General features: G+C 49.4%; 18 protein-coding genes and 1 other annotated feature. All 18 genes read right to left on the bottom strand.

What is annotated here, in order from left to right; translation table 11 throughout:
- Positions 1-83: 83 nt before the first annotated feature.
- Positions 84-617 carry a transcription termination/antitermination protein NusG gene (nusG, locus tag CCE92_RS06620; protein ID WP_088006738.1) on the bottom strand — a complete coding sequence of 178 codons (534 nt, stop codon included), beginning with the start codon at positions 615-617 and terminating at the stop codon, positions 84-86.
- Between the two features lie 103 nt (positions 618-720).
- Positions 721-906, bottom strand: coding sequence for a preprotein translocase subunit SecE (secE, locus tag CCE92_RS06615; RefSeq protein WP_088006737.1), 186 nt, complete (start codon positions 904-906; stop codon positions 721-723).
- Positions 907-1,033: 127 nt separating this feature from the next.
- Complete coding sequence (sigH, locus tag CCE92_RS06610; protein ID WP_088006736.1) at positions 1,034-1,684, bottom strand: RNA polymerase sporulation sigma factor SigH; 651 nt, start codon at positions 1,682-1,684, stop codon at positions 1,034-1,036.
- Between the two features lie 69 nt (positions 1,685-1,753).
- The gene (locus CCE92_RS06605) at positions 1,754-2,263 is read right to left on the bottom strand and encodes an NYN domain-containing protein (protein WP_088006735.1); all 510 of its coding nucleotides are present in this window, start codon (positions 2,261-2,263) and stop codon (positions 1,754-1,756) included.
- A 3-nt stretch (positions 2,264-2,266) separates the two neighbouring features.
- Entirely contained in the window at positions 2,267-3,016 is a 750-nt protein-coding gene (gene rlmB, locus CCE92_RS06600; protein WP_088006734.1) for a 23S rRNA (guanosine(2251)-2'-O)-methyltransferase RlmB, read from the bottom strand.
- Positions 3,013-3,432, bottom strand: coding sequence for a Mini-ribonuclease 3 (locus CCE92_RS06595; protein WP_088006733.1), 420 nt, complete (start codon positions 3,430-3,432; stop codon positions 3,013-3,015). The genes rlmB and CCE92_RS06595 overlap by 4 nt, the downstream gene beginning before the upstream one ends.
- Positions 3,433-3,436: 4 nt before the next feature.
- Positions 3,437-4,837: a cysteine--tRNA ligase gene (gene cysS / locus CCE92_RS06590; RefSeq protein WP_088006732.1), complete on the bottom strand. Its 1,401-nt coding sequence runs from the start codon at positions 4,835-4,837 to the stop codon at positions 3,437-3,439.
- Positions 4,838-4,848: 11 nt separating this feature from the next.
- Positions 4,849-5,496, bottom strand: a complete 648-nt coding sequence (gene cysE / locus CCE92_RS06585) for a serine O-acetyltransferase (protein ID WP_088006731.1) — start codon at positions 5,494-5,496, stop codon at positions 4,849-4,851.
- Between the two features lie 47 nt (positions 5,497-5,543).
- Positions 5,544-5,765 (bottom strand) — a binding site (T-box leader).
- 46 nt (positions 5,766-5,811) lie between these two features.
- Positions 5,812-7,272: a glutamate--tRNA ligase gene (gltX, locus tag CCE92_RS06580; protein WP_088006730.1), complete on the bottom strand. Its 1,461-nt coding sequence runs from the start codon at positions 7,270-7,272 to the stop codon at positions 5,812-5,814.
- A gap of 61 nt (positions 7,273-7,333) precedes the next feature.
- Positions 7,334-7,816 (bottom strand): 2-C-methyl-D-erythritol 2,4-cyclodiphosphate synthase, encoded by a 483-nt coding sequence (ispF, locus tag CCE92_RS06575; RefSeq protein ID WP_088006729.1) that lies wholly within the window; start codon positions 7,814-7,816, stop codon positions 7,334-7,336.
- Complete coding sequence (ispD, locus tag CCE92_RS06570) at positions 7,813-8,508, bottom strand: 2-C-methyl-D-erythritol 4-phosphate cytidylyltransferase (protein ID WP_088006728.1); 696 nt, start codon at positions 8,506-8,508, stop codon at positions 7,813-7,815. The genes ispF and ispD overlap by 4 nt, the downstream gene beginning before the upstream one ends.
- A 14-nt stretch (positions 8,509-8,522) precedes the next feature.
- Positions 8,523-9,620 (bottom strand): PIN/TRAM domain-containing protein, encoded by a 1,098-nt coding sequence (locus CCE92_RS06565; RefSeq protein ID WP_088006727.1) that lies wholly within the window; start codon positions 9,618-9,620, stop codon positions 8,523-8,525.
- Between the two features lie 94 nt (positions 9,621-9,714).
- A complete protein-coding gene (radA, locus tag CCE92_RS06560; protein WP_088006726.1) occupies positions 9,715-11,085 on the bottom strand; it encodes a DNA repair protein RadA in 1,371 nt (456 codons plus the stop codon).
- A gap of 158 nt (positions 11,086-11,243) precedes the next feature.
- A complete protein-coding gene (clpC, locus tag CCE92_RS06555; RefSeq protein WP_088006725.1) occupies positions 11,244-13,697 on the bottom strand; it encodes an ATP-dependent protease ATP-binding subunit ClpC in 2,454 nt (817 codons plus the stop codon).
- A complete protein-coding gene (mcsB, locus tag CCE92_RS06550; RefSeq protein ID WP_088006724.1) occupies positions 13,694-14,782 on the bottom strand; it encodes a protein-arginine kinase McsB in 1,089 nt (362 codons plus the stop codon). Before mcsB ends, clpC begins: the two co-directional genes overlap by 4 nt.
- Positions 14,772-15,311 (bottom strand): UvrB/UvrC motif-containing protein, encoded by a 540-nt coding sequence (locus tag CCE92_RS06545; protein WP_088006723.1) that lies wholly within the window; start codon positions 15,309-15,311, stop codon positions 14,772-14,774. The genes mcsB and CCE92_RS06545 overlap by 11 nt, the downstream gene beginning before the upstream one ends.
- Before the next feature lie 19 nt (positions 15,312-15,330).
- The gene (locus CCE92_RS06540) at positions 15,331-15,795 is read right to left on the bottom strand and encodes a CtsR family transcriptional regulator (RefSeq protein WP_088006722.1); all 465 of its coding nucleotides are present in this window, start codon (positions 15,793-15,795) and stop codon (positions 15,331-15,333) included.
- 113 nt (positions 15,796-15,908) lie between these two features.
- Entirely contained in the window at positions 15,909-16,154 is a 246-nt protein-coding gene (locus tag CCE92_RS06535; protein WP_088006721.1) for a hypothetical protein, read from the bottom strand.
- Between the last annotated feature and the right edge of the window lie 152 nt (positions 16,155-16,306).

Genomic DNA, 16,306 nt, shown 5'->3' with positions numbered 1-16,306 from the left:
AAATATCCGTCTGTTCTTGCTTGAGCAATTAACAGTCTGACTTATGAATAGTACCACTCGACAAAGAAAATAGCAAGTCTTAACTAGATTTTCCGCACCTGGCTGAAATCGAGTTCCATTTTCGTCTCACGGCCGAACATATCGATCGACACCTTGACTTTCCCTTTTGGCTCGTCCAATTCTTCGACTTTCCCCTGAAAATGCTCGAATGGACCTTCCACGACTTCCACCGTTTCACCGACAGCAAAGTCCGCTTCCACTTTCTTTTCCTTCATACCCATCTGACGGAGGATGAAATCGACTTCTTCCTCCAGAAGCGGTGTCGGTTTAGCACCGCCCCCGGATGATCCGATAAAACCTGTAACCCCCGGCGTATTCCGCACGACGTACCAGGAATCATCCGTCATCACCAATTCCACGAGCACATAGCCAGGGAACGTTTTCCGCATGACCGTCCGCTTTTTGCCATTCTTGAAGTCGGTTTCCTGTTCTTCGGGAACAATCACCCGGAAAATCTTATCCTGCATCCCCATTGTTTCGACGCGCTTTTCCAAGTTCGCCTTTACTTTATTTTCATAACCTGAATACGTATGGACCACATACCAATTTTTCTCCATCGGTGTTAGGACTTAGCGTCCGTCCCTCCTTTTTTCCAAATGAAAAAACCCGTATGGTAATCATGACGGGCTATTTTTTACGCATTATTCACGATGCCGGACACTAGATGCTTAAGAACCAGCGGAACAGCGCTGAAATGCCTGTATCCACCGCCGCAAAGAAAACGGCCATGAAAATGACTGTTGTCAGAACGATCACGGTATAGCGCGTGAGTTCTTTCCGTTTCGGCCAGCTGACTTTCCGCATTTCCGAAACGACTTTACTGAAGAAATTACTGATCTTACCCATGTCTGTCATAAACCTCCGAACTCCAAAACCGCCCTGCGCAAGCAAGCGATTTCCATCATTTCCGTATGTCAGTCAGTATGGACCTTTCCTCAGATTACCATCCGGAAAGCAGGCTGTCAACATCCTGTCAAGTCGTTCCTGTCCAGTCTGCCTGAAGATGGCGCTCCAGTTTCCGTTTGACGCGCTGAAGTGCATTATCAATCGACTTGACATGCCTATTCAGCTTTTCTGATATCTCCTGGTACGTCTCCCCTTCCAAGTAAAGGGACAGCACTTCCCGTTCAAGACTGCTCAGCACTTCCTCCATTTTCTCTTCGATATACGAAAACTCCTCCCGATTGATCATCAGTTCTTCAGGATCTTCCAGAATTCCGCCGGCCAATACATCAAGAAGCGTGCGGTCGGATTCCTCATCGTAAATCGGTTTATCGAGCGATACGTAAGAGTTTAGCGGAATATGCTTTTGTCTGGTCGCCGTCTTGATGGCCGTAATGATCTGACGGACAATGCAAAGCTCTGCAAAGGCTCGGAATGAGGAAAGTTTATCTCCCCGGTAATCGCGTATGCCCTTGTAGAGACCGATCATGCCTTCCTGAATGATATCTTCACGGTCGGCTCCGATCAAAAAATAGGATCGCGCTTTCATCCGGACAATGGGTCTGAACTTTGTAATCAGAAAGTCCAGCGCCTCGGTGTCACCGCTATGGACCAGGCCGACAAGTTCTTCATCTGTGAAAACCGCTAAACGCTGCTGCTGAACTTGCTCCTGATTCCCCACGGGCTTTCCCTCCGGTCACGCGAGCTCTTTGCCTTAGTATACAGGATAGAAAAATTAAGCGTCAACCACTCATTGACCGCCTCTTCTCCATTTTTCGAAAATTTCAGCTACTTCATCCGATAGCTGGATTTTAGAAATAGCCCGGCTGTCCTGGATCTCCTTCACCCTTTTCGAAATCCGCTTTTCGATTTCTTCCATTTCGATTTCGAATTCCCGCGCAGAAATGCGAAGCGCCCCCTGAGCGAAGATGACCCGCTGTTCCGTATTATCCGAAGTCGCCACATAAATTTGATCCCGGCGGTTCCGGAGAGCGGCGGCCAGCTTCTCAATCCGTTCATCCGCCGTCTCGTTCTGCCGTGTATAAATCACTTCCACCCGGTGCCTGCTGTTTTTGCTTTCCAGACCCGGAACAAGATGGGCATCGAAAATGACGATGACCCGCCACCCTTTGTAGCTCGCATACTCAGCCATCCGGTCAAGTAACCGGTCCCGGGCGTCCGCCAGCCGGGAATCCTTCAGCTGTTTCAATTCCTTCCAGTCACCGATGATGTTGTAGCCGTCCACCAGCAGGATATCCATGGCTCACCCCAGCGGATTCCGTTTCCGGTAAACTTCATAGATCAGCAGACCGGCAGCCACAGAAGCATTGAGGGAGGTGACATGCCCTGACATCGGCAGCTTGTACAGGAAATCGCATTTATCCCGCAGCAGCCGCCCCATTCCTTTTCCCTCACTCCCGATAATGACAGCAAGCGGCAGACCCGCGTCCATCCGCCGGTAATCCTGCGCACCTTTGGCGTCGGTGCCGGCAATCCAGACACCGCGCGCTTTCAGTTCATCCACTGTCTGAGCCAAATTTCCGACACGGACGACAGGAACATGCTCGATTGCGCCCGTCGACGCTTTTGCTACTGTCGCCGTCAGACTGACCGATCGCCGCTTCGGGATAATGATGCCATGGACACCCGCAGCGTCCGCCGTCCTCAAAATGGAACCGAGATTATGGGGGTCCTCGAGTTCATCCAACACAATAAAAAACGGGTCTTCCTGCCGTTTTGCCGCTGCATCGAACAGATCCTCAAGTTCCGCATAGTCATATGCCGCAACGGACGCGGCGATTCCCTGGTGAGCTGCATCCGTCAGGGAATCGATTTTTTTCTTCGGTACATACTGAACCAAAACCCCCTGCTCTTTTGCAAGCGATAGAAGTTCACCGATTCCTTTTTTCTGCACACCTTCTGCTATCCAGATTTTGTTCATTTCCCTGCCGGACCGGAGAGCCTCGAGCACAGGGTTCCTGCCGGCAATGATTTCAGGCGTCTCATTCCTCATGTCGCTGTTCCTCTCCTTTCATCGGCATAGCGGATCGAAAGTCCGATCAGCTCTTCAAGACGCCTGTACTCTTCTTTTAAATAAAGCCAGCCGAGTACCGCCTCATAAGCTGTACTAAAATTGTACGTCTGTACATCCGTGTTTTTCGGGACAGTACCCGATTTCGCATTGCGGCCCCGCCGCATGACCGCCAATTCCTGTTCGGTCAGAGTCGATTCATCAACAAAGCGCTTAAGCACTGCTGCCTGTGCCTTAGCAGAGACGAACGCTGTCGCGGCACGGTGCAGCTGATTCGGCCGAATATTGCCGGTACGGATCAAATGTTCCCGCACTGCCTGTTCATAGACAGCATCCCCCATGTAGGCAAGGGCAAGGGCGTTCAACTGATCAACGTCCTGCTTCCGCAACTTCTCCATCCACTCATCCCCTCTTCCAGCGCGTGCCTTGCGCGGTGTCTTCGAGGACAATGTTTTTTTCCTTGAGCAGATCCCTGATTTCATCCGCACGCTGGAAATTCCGGTTCTTCCTGGCTTCCACGCGCTCTTCAAGAAGCGCTTCGATATCAGCATCCAGCAGTTCTTCTTCTTGACCGAAAGAAAACCCGAGCACATCGGAAAGTTCTTCAAATAGATCGAGGAATTTTTGCAGCACTTCACTTGCCGTCTGCTCCTCTTTCAGGTACGTATTCGAAAGGCGCGCTAAATCGAAAAGACTTGAAATCGCTTTTGCTGTATTGAAGTCATCATCCATGGCCTCAGTGAATTCCGTTCTGATCCCCGCAATTTCTTTCAGCCAATTTTCAGTGTCTTTTCCCATATCCGCCGATACTCCAAGCCTGTGCCGGAGGTTGAAGCAGGCCGTCTGAAGCCGTTCGAGACCAGCTGCCGCATCATCGACTAGTTCTTGTGAAAAATTGATCGGATGCCGGTAATGAACAGACAGCATGAAAAAGCGGAGCACCATCGGATCAAGCTGCTTTAAAATATCATGAACAAGCACGAAATTGCCGAGTGATTTGGACATCTTTTCGTTTTCGATATTAATGTAGCCATTGTGCATCCAGTACCGGGCAAATGTTTGCTCAGTCAGTGCTTCCGACTGTGCGATCTCATTTTCATGGTGGGGGAAGGTGAGGTCCTGCCCCCCCGCGTGGATATCCAGCGTATCTCCAAGATGAGTGCGGGCCATGACGGAGCATTCGATATGCCAGCCCGGACGGCCTCGGCCCCAAGGGCTCTCCCACTGGATCTCCCCCGGTTTTGCCGCTTTCCAAAGAGTGAAATCGAGCTCATCCTCTTTTTTATCCCCCGCTTCAATCCGGGCGCCTACCTTCAATTCGTCGATGGATTGGTGGGACAGTTTGCCATACCCTTCGAATTTCCGGGTCCGGTAATAAACATCGCCTTCTGACTCATAAGCATACCCTTTATCTTCCAGCACACGAATGAACTCAATAATCTCTTCCATGTGATCCGTCACCCGCGGATGCGCATCCGCCCTCAGGCAGCCGAGCGCTCCTGTATCTTCAAAATATGCATTGATGAATCGTTCTGCCACTTGCGGCACGTCTTCACCCAGCTCTTTGGCTGTCCGGATCAACTTATCATCCACATCAGTAAAATTGGAAATATACGTTACATCAAACCCTCGGTAAATTAAATATCGCCGAACGGTATCATATACAATAGCAGGCCGGGCATTACCAATATGGATGTAATTGTAAACTGTCGGTCCGCATACGTACATTTTCACTTTGCCCTCTTCAAGGGGCACAAACGGCTCCTTCTGCCGTGTCAATGAATTAAAAATTTGCAGCGCCATAGTCTTCCTCCTTACCGTATACTTCTTGTTTTCAATTCTTCTAGTTCTTCTCTCAGCTCTCCGATTTGCCGTTCAAGCATATTGCACCGGTCTGCAACCGGATCCGGCATATTCTGATGATCCAGATCCCGCTTGACCCTTACGCCGTCCTGGACTACCACACGGCCGGGAATGCCGACAACTGTCGAATTGGCCGGCACATCCTTTAGGACAACGGAGCCCGCACCCACTTTTGAATTCTCACCGATCGTAATCGAACCGAGCACTTTGGCTCCTGAAGCGATGAGCACATTATCTTCAAGCGTCGGATGGCGCTTCCCTTTTTCCTTCCCTGTGCCGCCGAGTGTAACTCCTTGAAAAATCGTCACATTGTCCCCGATCTCGCAGGTCTCTCCGATGACGACCCCCATACCGTGATCAATGAAAAAACGGCGGCCGATCCGTGCCCCCGGATGGATTTCAATCCCGGTAAAAAAGCGGCTTATCTGTGAAATGACACGGGCAACAAAGAACATTCCCCTTTCAAAGAAAAAGTGGGCAATCCGGTGAGCCCAGATTGCATGAATCCCTGAGTAAGTCAGTACCACTTCAAAGAATGTCCGGGCTGCAGGATCCTGTTCAAACACGACTTCCACATCTTCTCTTATCCGCCCCCACATAACCTCTCCTCCTTTCAGACAATTAAAAAACGTCTCTGCCATCAGCTGACAGAGACGCATAAGCGCGGTTCCACTCTGAATTGGAAAAGCACAACTTCGCTTTTCCCTCTCCATAAGCCTGTAACGCAGGCAATACGGCTGGCTTACTTCCATTCGGCGCAGCACTCAGGGATGCAATTCGGCAGACCAGCGGCACGGATCACTTTCAGCCAATGATGATCCTCTCTTTAGAACTTGCTCTGCGTACTTCTTCCCGTCAGCGTTTTTGTTCCACGATTGTACCCCCATTGTACACCTTCCGGCACGGAAGTCAACTTAACTGGATAGCTGCTGCGAAATGCGGGCTATGGCTTTATCACGGCCAAGAAGCGAAATCGCTTCCGGCAGATCCGGTCCATGCATCTGACCCGTTGCCGCTATGCGGATTGGCATAAATAGATTTTTCCCCTTGTGCCCCGTCTCTTTCTGGACGGCTTTAATGGCGCTTTTCACATCAGCGGGGCCGAATGAATCCAGCACCTCCAACTGCTTCCTGAACGATTCCATCACTTCCGGCACCTGTTCGCCTGCCAGCACTTCTTTTGATGCTTCATCGAATACAAGCTCATCGGTGAAGAATAAAGAGGACAGTTCGACAATCTCAGCTCCATAACTGAGCTGTTCATGGTAAAGAGCAACCAGGCGGATTGCCCACTCGCGTTTTTCCGCAGTCAGCTCTTCCGGCAAACGCCCCGCTTTTTGCAGATGCGGTAGCGCAAGGGCAATTACATCCTCAAGCGGCAACTTTTTCATATACTGGTTATTCATCCACATCAGCTTCTGTTTATCGAACATGGACGGGGACTTTGATAAGCGTTCTACACTGAAGAGATCGATGAGCTCTTCTTTTGAGAACACTTCCTCTTCCCCTTCCGGTGACCAGCCGAGAAGTGAGAAGAAGTTGAACAGCGCTTCCGGAATATAGCCGAGCTCCCGGTATTGGGAAATAAACTGGATGATCGATTCATCCCGCTTGGACAGCTTCTTCCGTTCCTCATTGACAATCAGCGTCATATGACCATATCGCGGATGATCCCACCCGAAAGCATCGAACACCATCATCTGTTTCGGCGTATTGGATAAATGCTCTTCGCCCCGGAAGACATGGCTGATCTTCATCAGATGGTCATCGATGACTACAGCGAAATTATAAGTCGGAATACCGTTCGCTTTGACAATGACCCAGTCGCCGATATCCTTCGATTCAAAACTGATTGGGCCGCGGACGAGATCGTCAAACTTGTACGTCACCTCGTCCGGCACTTTCATCCGGATCGTGTAAGGCATACCGGCCGCTTCTTTTGCAGCGGCTTCTTGCGCCGACAAGTGACGGCACGCCCCTCCATACATGGGTGCCTTGCCGGCTGCACGCTGTGCTTCCCGCTCAGCTTCGAGTTCCTCAGGAGTATGGAAGCACTTATAGGCCAACCCTTTTTCCAGCATTTCCTGCGCATACTTCGTATACAATTCCAGCCGTTCCATCTGGCGGTATGGTCCGTAATCCCCGCCGATATCTACAGACTCATCGTATTCGATGCCAAGCCATTTCAAATTATCGAGCTGGGAAAGTTCCCCCGTTTCAATATTGCGTCCGATATCCGTGTCCTCGATCCGGACGATGAATTTACCGTTGTTGTGCCGTGCAAATAAGTAATTGAACAAAGCTGTGCGGGCGCCCCCGATATGTAAATGGCCTGTCGGGCTCGGCGCATAGCGCACCCTTACTTCTTGTGTCATAATCGTCTGCCTCCTGTAATCGCCTTATTTCTTTGCTATTTTACCATGACCCTCCGGCGCTTCAAGCGCCCTGTTTCACGAGAAGAATGACTGCCAGTGACGCAATCCCCTCTCCCCGTCCTGTAAATCCGAGATGTTCTGAAGTGGTCGCTTTAATATTGACCTGCGCTGGATCCGCCTCCAGCAGCTGAGCAACTGATTCCCGTATCCTATCAATATACGGCGCAAGCTTCGGTGCCTGGGCTATGACAGTACAATCCACATTGCCGAGCACGTATCCCTGCTCTTTTACGTAGGACCAGATATGCGATAGCAATTTTTTTGAGTCTGCATCTTTGAACGCAGGGTCGGTATCCGGAAAATGCTTTCCGATATCCCCTCCGCCGATTGCACCAAGTGCCGCATCCGTGATGGTATGTAACAGAACATCCGCATCCGAATGTCCCAGCAGACCTTTACTGTGCGGAATCTCAATTCCGCCAAGAATAAAAGGGCGCCCTTCCTTCAGCTGATGAACATCGTACCCTTGTCCGATTCGGATCATTTTTCTTCCTCCTGCTGCCGGCTGGCGAGAATCGCTTTTCCATGGATCAGATCATCCGGCGTTGTGATTTTGATATTTTCATAGCTGCTTTCCACGATCTGAACGCGCTGACCGATCCTTTCTGCAAGCATGGCTTCATCGGTCCCCAAAAACCCCTGCTCTGCTGCCGATTTCACTGCTTCCAGCAGCAAGCCATAACGGAAAGCCTGCGGCGTCTGGATCATCCACAGGCTCTCCCGATCAATAGTTTCAGAGACGAAGCCTTCTTTCTCTTTCTTGATAGTGTCTTTCACTCGGACTCCTGCAATCGCCGCGCCTTGCTCCTGGGCTGCTTCCGCGAGCCGAGTAATGACTTCCTGGCTGACGAATGGACGCGCCGCATCATGCACAAGAACGACTTCACATTCCGGAATCACTTCCAGACAAGCTCTTACGCTGTCCTGCCGCTCCGTCCCGCCATCTGCAAACCCCGCTACCTTTTTTAAGCCAAGCCGCCGGATCTCTGATTCGATTACGTCCCGTTCTTCCTGTTTAACAGCAAGCCACACGGCTTCGCATGCCGGGTCTTGTTCAAACACTTCTAGGGTGTGAATAAACACCGGTTTGCCTGAAAGTTCAAGAAGCAGTTTGTTTTTTCCTGCTTTCATCCGTCGTCCGCTTCCTGCAGCGGGCAATATGGCTGTATAGTTCATTTAACCTGCACCTTTCATCCATTGGCTGTTTTCCGCTGTCCTTCACGCGGTTTTGCAAAAATCATGCGGCCTGCAGATGTTTGGAGGACGCTCGTCACCGTTACATGAATCGCTTGTCCGATATATCCCTTGCCGTCTTCAATTACGATCATCGTTCCGTCATCAAGATAACCTACACCTTGATTCGGCTCTTTACCATCCTTGATAACCGAGGTATACAAATCTTCGCCCGGAATGACAACCGGTTTGACGGCGTTTGCCAAGTCATTGATGTTCAGAACCGGGACTCCATGGAGCTCGCAGACTTTATTTAAATTAAAATCATTCGTCACAACCTGCCCGCCCATCTTTTGCGCAGCACGCATCAATTTCATATCAACTTCTTGCACGTCTTCGAAGTCAAGATCGGTAATGGTGATTTTCTCTGCCCGTTCATCCTGCAGGCGCTTCAGCACATCGAGCCCCCGGCGTCCGCGCGTCCGTTTCAAGGTATCGGAAGAATCGGCGATGTGCTGAAGTTCCGCCAGCACAAATTGCGGAATGACAAGAATGCCTTCCATGAACCCGGTTGCCGAAATATCAGCGATACGTCCATCGATGATCACACTCGTATCGAGCAACTTATATAACGGAGCGGATTCCGGTTCTTCAGTTTCCTTCTTTTTTACTGCAGCTACTTTTGCCGATGTAAAAGCACCTACAATTTCCTCTTTCTTCTTGAATCCTACCTGAAAACCGAGATAACCGAGTACAACAGACAGGACAATCGGAGCCGCTGTCTCAATTATCGGGACGTCAATTGCGCTGAGCGCAAAGCCGATCAGGAAGGCGACAGTAAGCCCGATGATCAGCCCGACTGTCCCGAACAGCAAATCACCGGTTGGTGTCCGCAGGAGCCAATCTTCCATCCACTTCATAAAATTGACGAGGTAATCGACAAGAAGAAGCGACAGCAGCAAAAATACAGCTGCGCCGATTACAGCGGCAACATACGGGTTGTTGATCCAAGGGTTATCGAGAACAGTAATGAGTTCAAAAGCATAAGGAAGAAATAAAATTCCGACAGCCGCTCCAATCAACAGAAACACTACTTGAATAATCCGTTTCAGCATAGTTCCACCTCCTTTTTCTCGATTATACACGTTTTGGGAATGAAAGGCTTACAGTGTCTATCTGAACTTAAAAAGGAGGCTGTCGCCTCCTTCTTCAAGAAAAGATCTCCCGCAGCGCTTCTCCCACATTTTCGACACCGACCACGTCGATCCCTTCCGGATAATCCCATCCACCTAAATTGGAAGCCGGAACGATCGCCCTGCGGAAGCCGAGCTTCGCCGCTTCCTGGACACGCTGTTCAATTCGGGAAACCCTGCGGATTTCCCCGGTCAGCCCCACTTCTCCGATAATACAATCATCAACCTTGGAAGGCTTGTCGCGGAAACTCGAAACAATGCTGGCAAGAACCGCCAAGTCAATCGCAGGCTCGTCAAGCTTCACTCCTCCAGCTACTTTAATGTAAGCGTCATGTGTCTGAAGCAGCATACCGGCCCGCTTTTCAAGAACCGCCATAAGAAGTGAGACCCGGTTTTGTTCAAGTCCCGTCGCCATGCGTTTTGGATAATTAAAACTCGACTCCGTAACAAGCGCCTGGATTTCAACAAGAATCGGACGTGTCCCTTCCATTGAAGCGACGACGACAGACCCGGATGCTCCATCCGCCCGCTCTTGGAGGAAAAGCTCTGAAGGATTCAATACTTCTTTCAACCCGCTCTGCAGCATCTCGAAAATCGCAATTTCATTTGTCGATCCAAACCGGTTCTTTACGCTCCGGAGAATACGGAATGTATGATGCCGTTCCCCTTCAAAGTAAAGGACGGTATCCACCATATGTTCTAAGAGACGCGGTCCTGCAATCTGCCCTTCTTTCGTTACATGACCAACAAGAAAAATGGCGATGTTTTTCGTTTTGGCGATCCGCATTAACTCGGCTGTACATTCCCGCACTTGTGACACGCTTCCAGGTGCAGAAGTTACTTCCGGATGGTGAACCGTCTGGATCGAATCGACGATAACAAATTTCGGATTCATTTCTTCGATAGTGTTGTGCAGCATCTCCAGATTTGTCTCTGCAAGAATGAACAGATCTGGCGACGTGACCCCAAGCCGTTCTGCCCTCAGCTTCGTCTGCCGGATGGATTCCTCCCCGGAAATGTAAAGAACCCGTTCTCCTCTATTTGCCAGTAAAGCCGAGACTTGGAGCAGCAGCGTCGACTTTCCGATTCCAGGGTCCCCGCCGATCAGTACAAGTGAGCCGGGCACAATTCCGCCGCCCAGAACCCGGTTCAGCTCCCCAAGTTCAGTGGTCACGCGCGGCGCTTCTTTCGTCTCCACCGCCGTAATCGGTGTCGCTTTCTGTGACGTCACTGTATGCTGAAAAGCTCCCCGTGGTCCCTTCGTCTGGGTCACTTCCACCTCTTCAACCATCGTATTCCAACTTCCGCATCCCGGACAGCGCCCCATCCATTTCGGGGACTCGTATCCGCACGTCTGGCACATGAACTTTGTTTTTTTCTTTGCCATAGGATCCTCCTTGCAATTTCTCTATCTTTCATTGTATCAAACCGAACAGAAGTTCTCTACCTTCTGGAATTTAATCTGCCTGCCGCTACTCATCACACCAGAAGTCGGAGCTCAATCAAAAAATCCGCCAGGGAATGTTCTCTGGCGGATAATCCGTTTTATTTTTTATTGCTAGTAACAGCTTCTTTCGTGCGGATAATAAATTCATCGTTTTCCACATCGAATACAACACGATGACCGGTAAGGACTTCGCCTTTAAGAAGTTCCTCAGACAGCCGATCCTCCACATGCTTCTGGAGAGCCCGGCGGAGTGGACGAGCACCATAATCAGGATCGTAGCCTTCCTCAGCAATTTTCTGTTTTGCTGCATCTGTCAGTTCGAGGTCAATGTGCTGTTCCTGCAGCCGTTTTGTCAGCTGTTCGGACATAAGTGTGACGATGTCCGTAAGGTGCTCTTTTTCAAGCGGATGAAAGACGATGGTTTCATCGATCCGGTTCAGGAATTCCGGACGGAACGCTTTCTTCAGCTCTTCCATCATCCGATTCTTCATATCGCGGTACTCAGACTTTGTATCGCCGAGATTAAAACCGACATGTTTATCGAATTTGATTGCCTGCGCCCCGACATTGGATGTCATAATGACGACGGTATTGCGGAAATCGACGCGGCGGCCTTTTGAATCTGTAAGCCAGCCATCTTCAAGCACCTGCAGCAGCAGATTGAAAACATCAGGATGTGCTTTCTCGATCTCATCCAACAGGATGACTGAATAAGGCTTTCTGCGGACTTTTTCCGTCAGTTGACCGCCTTCTTCATACCCTACATATCCTGGAGGTGAACCGACAAGCCGTGAAGTCGAGTGTTTTTCCATATACTCGGACATATCAATCCGAATCATAGCGTCTTCATCGCCGAACATCGATTCCGCCAGTGCACGTGCGAGTTCTGTTTTACCGACACCAGTGGGACCGAGAAAAATGAATGAACCGATTGGCCGTTTCGGATCTTTCAGACCGGCACGGGCCCGGCGGACCGCTTTGGCAATCGCTTTGATCGCTTCTTCCTGGCCAATGACACGCTCGTGGAGGATGCCTTCCATATTAAGAAGTTTATCAGATTCTGTCTGAGCAAGACGTGAAACCGGGATACCGGTCCACATAGCCACGACTTTCGCTACATCTTCCACTGTCACTTCTGATTCTTCTTTTCCTTGCTTCTCTTTCCACTGCTTTTTCGTCTGTTCCAATTCGTCTTTCAGTTTCTGTTCTGAATCACGTAAAGAAGCGGCTTTTTCGAATGCCTGGCTCTGGACTGCAGCATTCTTTTCGGAGCGTACTGCTTCCAGACGCTGTTCAAGCTCCTTTAGATTCGGTGGGGCCGTATACGAACGAAGACGTACTTTAGAGCCTGCTTCATCAATCAGATCAATCGCTTTATCCGGAAGAAAACGATCTGAAATATAGCGGTCGGACATCTTTGCTGCCGCTTCAATCGCTTCATCCGTGATTTTCACGCGGTGATGTGCCTCATAGCGGTCACGCAGCCCTTTGATGATCTGGATGGATTCTTCCACCGTAGGCTCATCCACTTGTATCGGTTGGAAACGACGTTCAAGCGCTGCATCTTTCTCGATATATTTTCGATACTCATCAAGTGTTGTTGCACCGATACACTGCAATTCTCCCCGGGCAAGTGATGGTTTGAGGATATTGGAAGCATCGATTGCACCTTCTGCGCCGCCTGCACCGATTAAGGTATGGAGTTCATCGATGAAAAGGATGATGTTTCCTGCCTGACGGATTTCATCCATCACCTTTTTCAGTCGATCCTCAAATTCGCCTCGATATTTGGTTCCAGCCACGACTGTCCCCATATCCAATACCATGACCCGTTTATCCCGCAGCGTCTCTGGAATTTCATTGCTGACAATCTGCTGGGCAAGACCTTCTGCGATGGCTGTTTTCCCGACTCCAGGTTCCCCGATCAGAACCGGATTGTTCTTCGTTCTTCGGCTCAGCACTTCAATAACACGTGTAATTTCCTTGCTGCGGCCGATCACCGGATCAAGGCTTCCTTCCCGCGCAATCTGCGTCAAGTCCCGTGCCAGACCATCAAGGGTCGGCGTGTTTGCAGAAGCATTCGGATTGCTGCCGCCCGTTGACGGTGATTGTTCGTTGCTTCCCAACAGCTGCAGAACCTGCTGACGGGCTTTATTCAAGCTGACATCCGCATTCGCCAGTACGCGAGCTGCAATGCCCTCTCCTTCACGAATCAGCGCCAGCAGCAAGTGTTCCGTACCAATATAAGAATGGCCGAGTTTCCGTGACTCATCGACCGACAGTTCAATCACTTTCTTTGCCCGCGGTGTATAATGTACGATCGGGCCTACTTCCTCTTCACCAACACCGATCAATTCTTTAATGCCGTCTTCAATCAGTTGCGGGTTCACCCCAATGGCTTCCAGTGCTTTGGCTGCGATGCCTCCGCCCTCACGGATCAATCCAAGCAGGATATGCTCGGTGCCGATCGCATCATGCTTCAAGCGGATAGCTTCTTCCTGGGCCAGCTGAAGAACTTTTTGCGCTCGCTGTGTAAAACGGTTGAACATCATGCTGAATCCTCTCCCTCTTGTTTATCATGGTCATTCACAAGCCGTTCACGGAATAATTTCGCCCGTGCCCGGTCACGTTCGTTCGGCTGCAGCGGACGCTCTGCATAATGCTGCAGAAAAGCCGGCTGCATAAAAATCATCAATTCATTCAATACGGACATGTCCATATCATTTATCAAATCCAGATCGATTCCAAGACGGACATCCGATAGGCACTTTGCCGCCTCTTCAGTCGAAAGGAGACGGGCATGTGTCAGTATGCCGAGGGAACGGTATATCCGGTCTTCCAGTGCGGAAGGCGACTGCTCCAGTATGGCTCGGCGTGCACGCCGTTCTTGTTCAATCAATTGTAATGTTATATTTTCTAGCTCCTGCAGAATCTCGTGTTCTGACATACCAAGCGTTGTCTGGTTCGATATCTGGTAAACGTTCCCGAGAGCTTCGCTGCCCTCTCCGTAACTGCCACGGGCTACCATACCAAGGCGGGAAATAGCAGGAATGATACGGTCGATTTGCCGGGTCATAGTGAGAGCGGGCAAGTGAACCATCACTGATGCCCGCATACCGGTTCCCGTGTTTGTCGGACAGCTTGTTAAAAATCCATATGTTTCATGGAAAGCATACGCAAGCTTTTTTTCAAGAAATGTATCCAATGAATCTGCTTTTTCATAAGCTTCCTGTAGCCGGAAACCGGGTTGCAGGCTCTGAATCCGCAAATGATCTTCTTCGTTGATCATGACGCTCAACTCTTCATTGGTTGAGAGCAGCACTGAACCGGAATGCTCCCCTTTTGCCAGTAATGGGCTGATCAGATGTTTTTCAACTAAAATCTGACGTTTTAGGTCGGGAGTTTCCTGAATATCGATATGAGTGAAATCTTCCGGAGGTTCTCTGTCTTCTTTAAGTATGGCAGATACCCTCTCATCCACTTTTTTCGCTTCTTCATCCGTGAATGCATATGGAAATCTGAATTCCGCTAAGTTTCTTGCCAAGCGCACTCGCGTACTCATCACAATGTCTGAATGTTCCCCTTCATTGGACATCCAGCTTGTCGCACTGTTTCTCAGGAAATGGTCAATTGCCATCTGCTTCACCCCCTGCGTCGAGCTGCGCATTTAATCCCTTGATCCGATCCCGAAGGCTTGCCGCTTCTTCGAATTGTTCATCAGCTATGGCTTCTTGCATCTGCCGCCGAAGCTCGTCTATTTCTTTACGGATTTTTATTGTTCTTCCGAAGGAAAGCGGAACCTTTCCCTTATGTTCTGCATGGCCATTATGAAGCCGTCGGAACATATCATCGAGTTGAGGAGAAAATGTCTCATAGCATTCTGCGCAGCCGAACTTACCCAGTTTCATGAATTTTGCAAAAGAAAAGCCGCATGCCGGACAGGTGACTGTCTCGCTTTTTCTCGGACTCATCGCCGGATGATGCTGAACCGGCAGCCAGTTCGATAGAAAGTCATTTATCCCAAACGGACTTTGATCGAACAGGCTAAAGATATGGTGATTTTCCGCTGCGCATACGTGACATAAGTGACGTTCTGTCACTTCTCCCTGCTGGTTCTGTGTCACTGTCACAGTTGCAGGACGCTCATGGCACTGCTCACAAACCATTCCCGTACCCCCTTAACAATCAGTCTCTATACAAAACAGTAAAAAGCATAGCTGTCAAAATACGCGCGCGAATTTCGTCACGTTTCGGTAAGGGCAGAAGTAACGCTTGACGGTCCACTGCGCTCATCATGAGTTTCGCCTCACGTTCTGAAATAATATCTTCCTCCAGAAGCCTAAAAATGATGTCTTTAGCAATATTCTGAGCTGCTCCCTCTCGAAGGCGTTCAAGAATTCCTTCGATTAATTCTGACTTTTCGTGAAGGCGAACTCTTTTAATTCGGATATACCCACCACCACCCCGCTTACTTTCGACTATATAACCGCGGTCAGCGGTGAAACGGGTTTTAATGACGTAGTTAATTTGAGAAGGAACGCATTGGAACTTCTCCGCGATTTCACTTCGTTTAATTTCTACGTGCTCTCTTTCACTACGTTCAATTCTTTGCTTTAAATATCCTTCAATTATATCTGAAATATTCCGCATAGGCCTCACCTCACTGAGACATGCCGCAGTCATTTTTTGACTTTGACTATATTTGACTTAATTATAGCGCGACCTATACATTTTATCAATTAGAATGCTTACTTTGCTGACGATCAATGTTCATTAGATATACGGGAGATAAAGTCTTTGATGTGACTGCCCACTGACTTTGTTTCTTCTTCCATATACCTTGTCTTATATTCCCCATCCTCTTCCCATATTTCGACTACATCTCCTTCGGCAGGATCATGGAGAAACTGGGCCACCGGAAATGTGAATCTTTCATGCTCGGCTTTTAATGATTGAAGAACAGCGGTGTCTCCATCGAGTTTTTCCACTTTATATTTTCCTTTTCTCATTTTTCTCACCTCATCTTTACTTTCCCCGGAAGTAATGAAATTCAACCTCTAGTTTCAAATTTTAACAGAAATTAATCTTTTTGATTTTCAAGTTGTGGGAATGGGGTGGAGTTAATACAAAAAAGCAGCCGCCGAAGCAAAATTGCTTCGGC

Origin of the sequence: Indiicoccus explosivorum (assembly GCF_002167005.1) — a bacterium.
In the GTDB taxonomy this organism is placed as follows: domain Bacteria; phylum Bacillota; class Bacilli; order Bacillales_A; family Planococcaceae; genus Indiicoccus; species Indiicoccus explosivorum.
Note: the sequence above shows the minus strand (reverse complement) of the source record. Positions and strands in the feature narration are given on the sequence as shown.

Bases quoted from the DNA above. Each gene is read 5' to 3' on its own strand.
- gltX (WP_088006730.1), bottom strand. From the start codon at position 7,272: ATGACACAAGAAGTAAGGGTGCGCTATGCGCCGAGCCCGACAGGCCAT.
- nusG (WP_088006738.1), bottom strand. From the start codon at position 617: ATGGAGAAAAATTGGTATGTGGTCCATACGTATTCAGGTTATGAAAAT.
- radA (WP_088006726.1), bottom strand. From the start codon at position 11,085: ATGGCAAAGAAAAAAACAAAGTTCATGTGCCAGACGTGCGGATACGAG.
- cysE (WP_088006731.1), bottom strand. From the start codon at position 5,496: ATGTGGGGGCGGATAAGAGAAGATGTGGAAGTCGTGTTTGAACAGGAT.
- ispF (WP_088006729.1), bottom strand. From the start codon at position 7,816: ATGATCCGAATCGGACAAGGGTACGATGTTCATCAGCTGAAGGAAGGG.
- rlmB (WP_088006734.1), bottom strand. From the start codon at position 3,016: ATGAGGAATGAGACGCCTGAAATCATTGCCGGCAGGAACCCTGTGCTC.
- ispD (WP_088006728.1), bottom strand. From the start codon at position 8,508: ATGAACTATACAGCCATATTGCCCGCTGCAGGAAGCGGACGACGGATG.
- CCE92_RS06565 (WP_088006727.1), bottom strand. From the start codon at position 9,620: ATGCTGAAACGGATTATTCAAGTAGTGTTTCTGTTGATTGGAGCGGCT.
- clpC (WP_088006725.1), bottom strand. From the start codon at position 13,697: ATGATGTTCAACCGTTTTACACAGCGAGCGCAAAAAGTTCTTCAGCTG.
- cysS (WP_088006732.1), bottom strand. From the start codon at position 4,837: ATGGCGCTGCAAATTTTTAATTCATTGACACGGCAGAAGGAGCCGTTT.
- CCE92_RS06535 (WP_088006721.1), bottom strand. From the start codon at position 16,154: ATGAGAAAAGGAAAATATAAAGTGGAAAAACTCGATGGAGACACCGCT.
- mcsB (WP_088006724.1), bottom strand. From the start codon at position 14,782: ATGGCAATTGACCATTTCCTGAGAAACAGTGCGACAAGCTGGATGTCC.
- CCE92_RS06545 (WP_088006723.1), bottom strand. From the start codon at position 15,311: ATGGTTTGTGAGCAGTGCCATGAGCGTCCTGCAACTGTGACAGTGACA.
- secE (WP_088006737.1), bottom strand. From the start codon at position 906: ATGGGTAAGATCAGTAATTTCTTCAGTAAAGTCGTTTCGGAAATGCGG.
- CCE92_RS06605 (WP_088006735.1), bottom strand. From the start codon at position 2,263: ATGGATATCCTGCTGGTGGACGGCTACAACATCATCGGTGACTGGAAG.
- CCE92_RS06540 (WP_088006722.1), bottom strand. From the start codon at position 15,795: ATGCGGAATATTTCAGATATAATTGAAGGATATTTAAAGCAAAGAATT.
- CCE92_RS06595 (WP_088006733.1), bottom strand. From the start codon at position 3,432: ATGGAGAAGTTGCGGAAGCAGGACGTTGATCAGTTGAACGCCCTTGCC.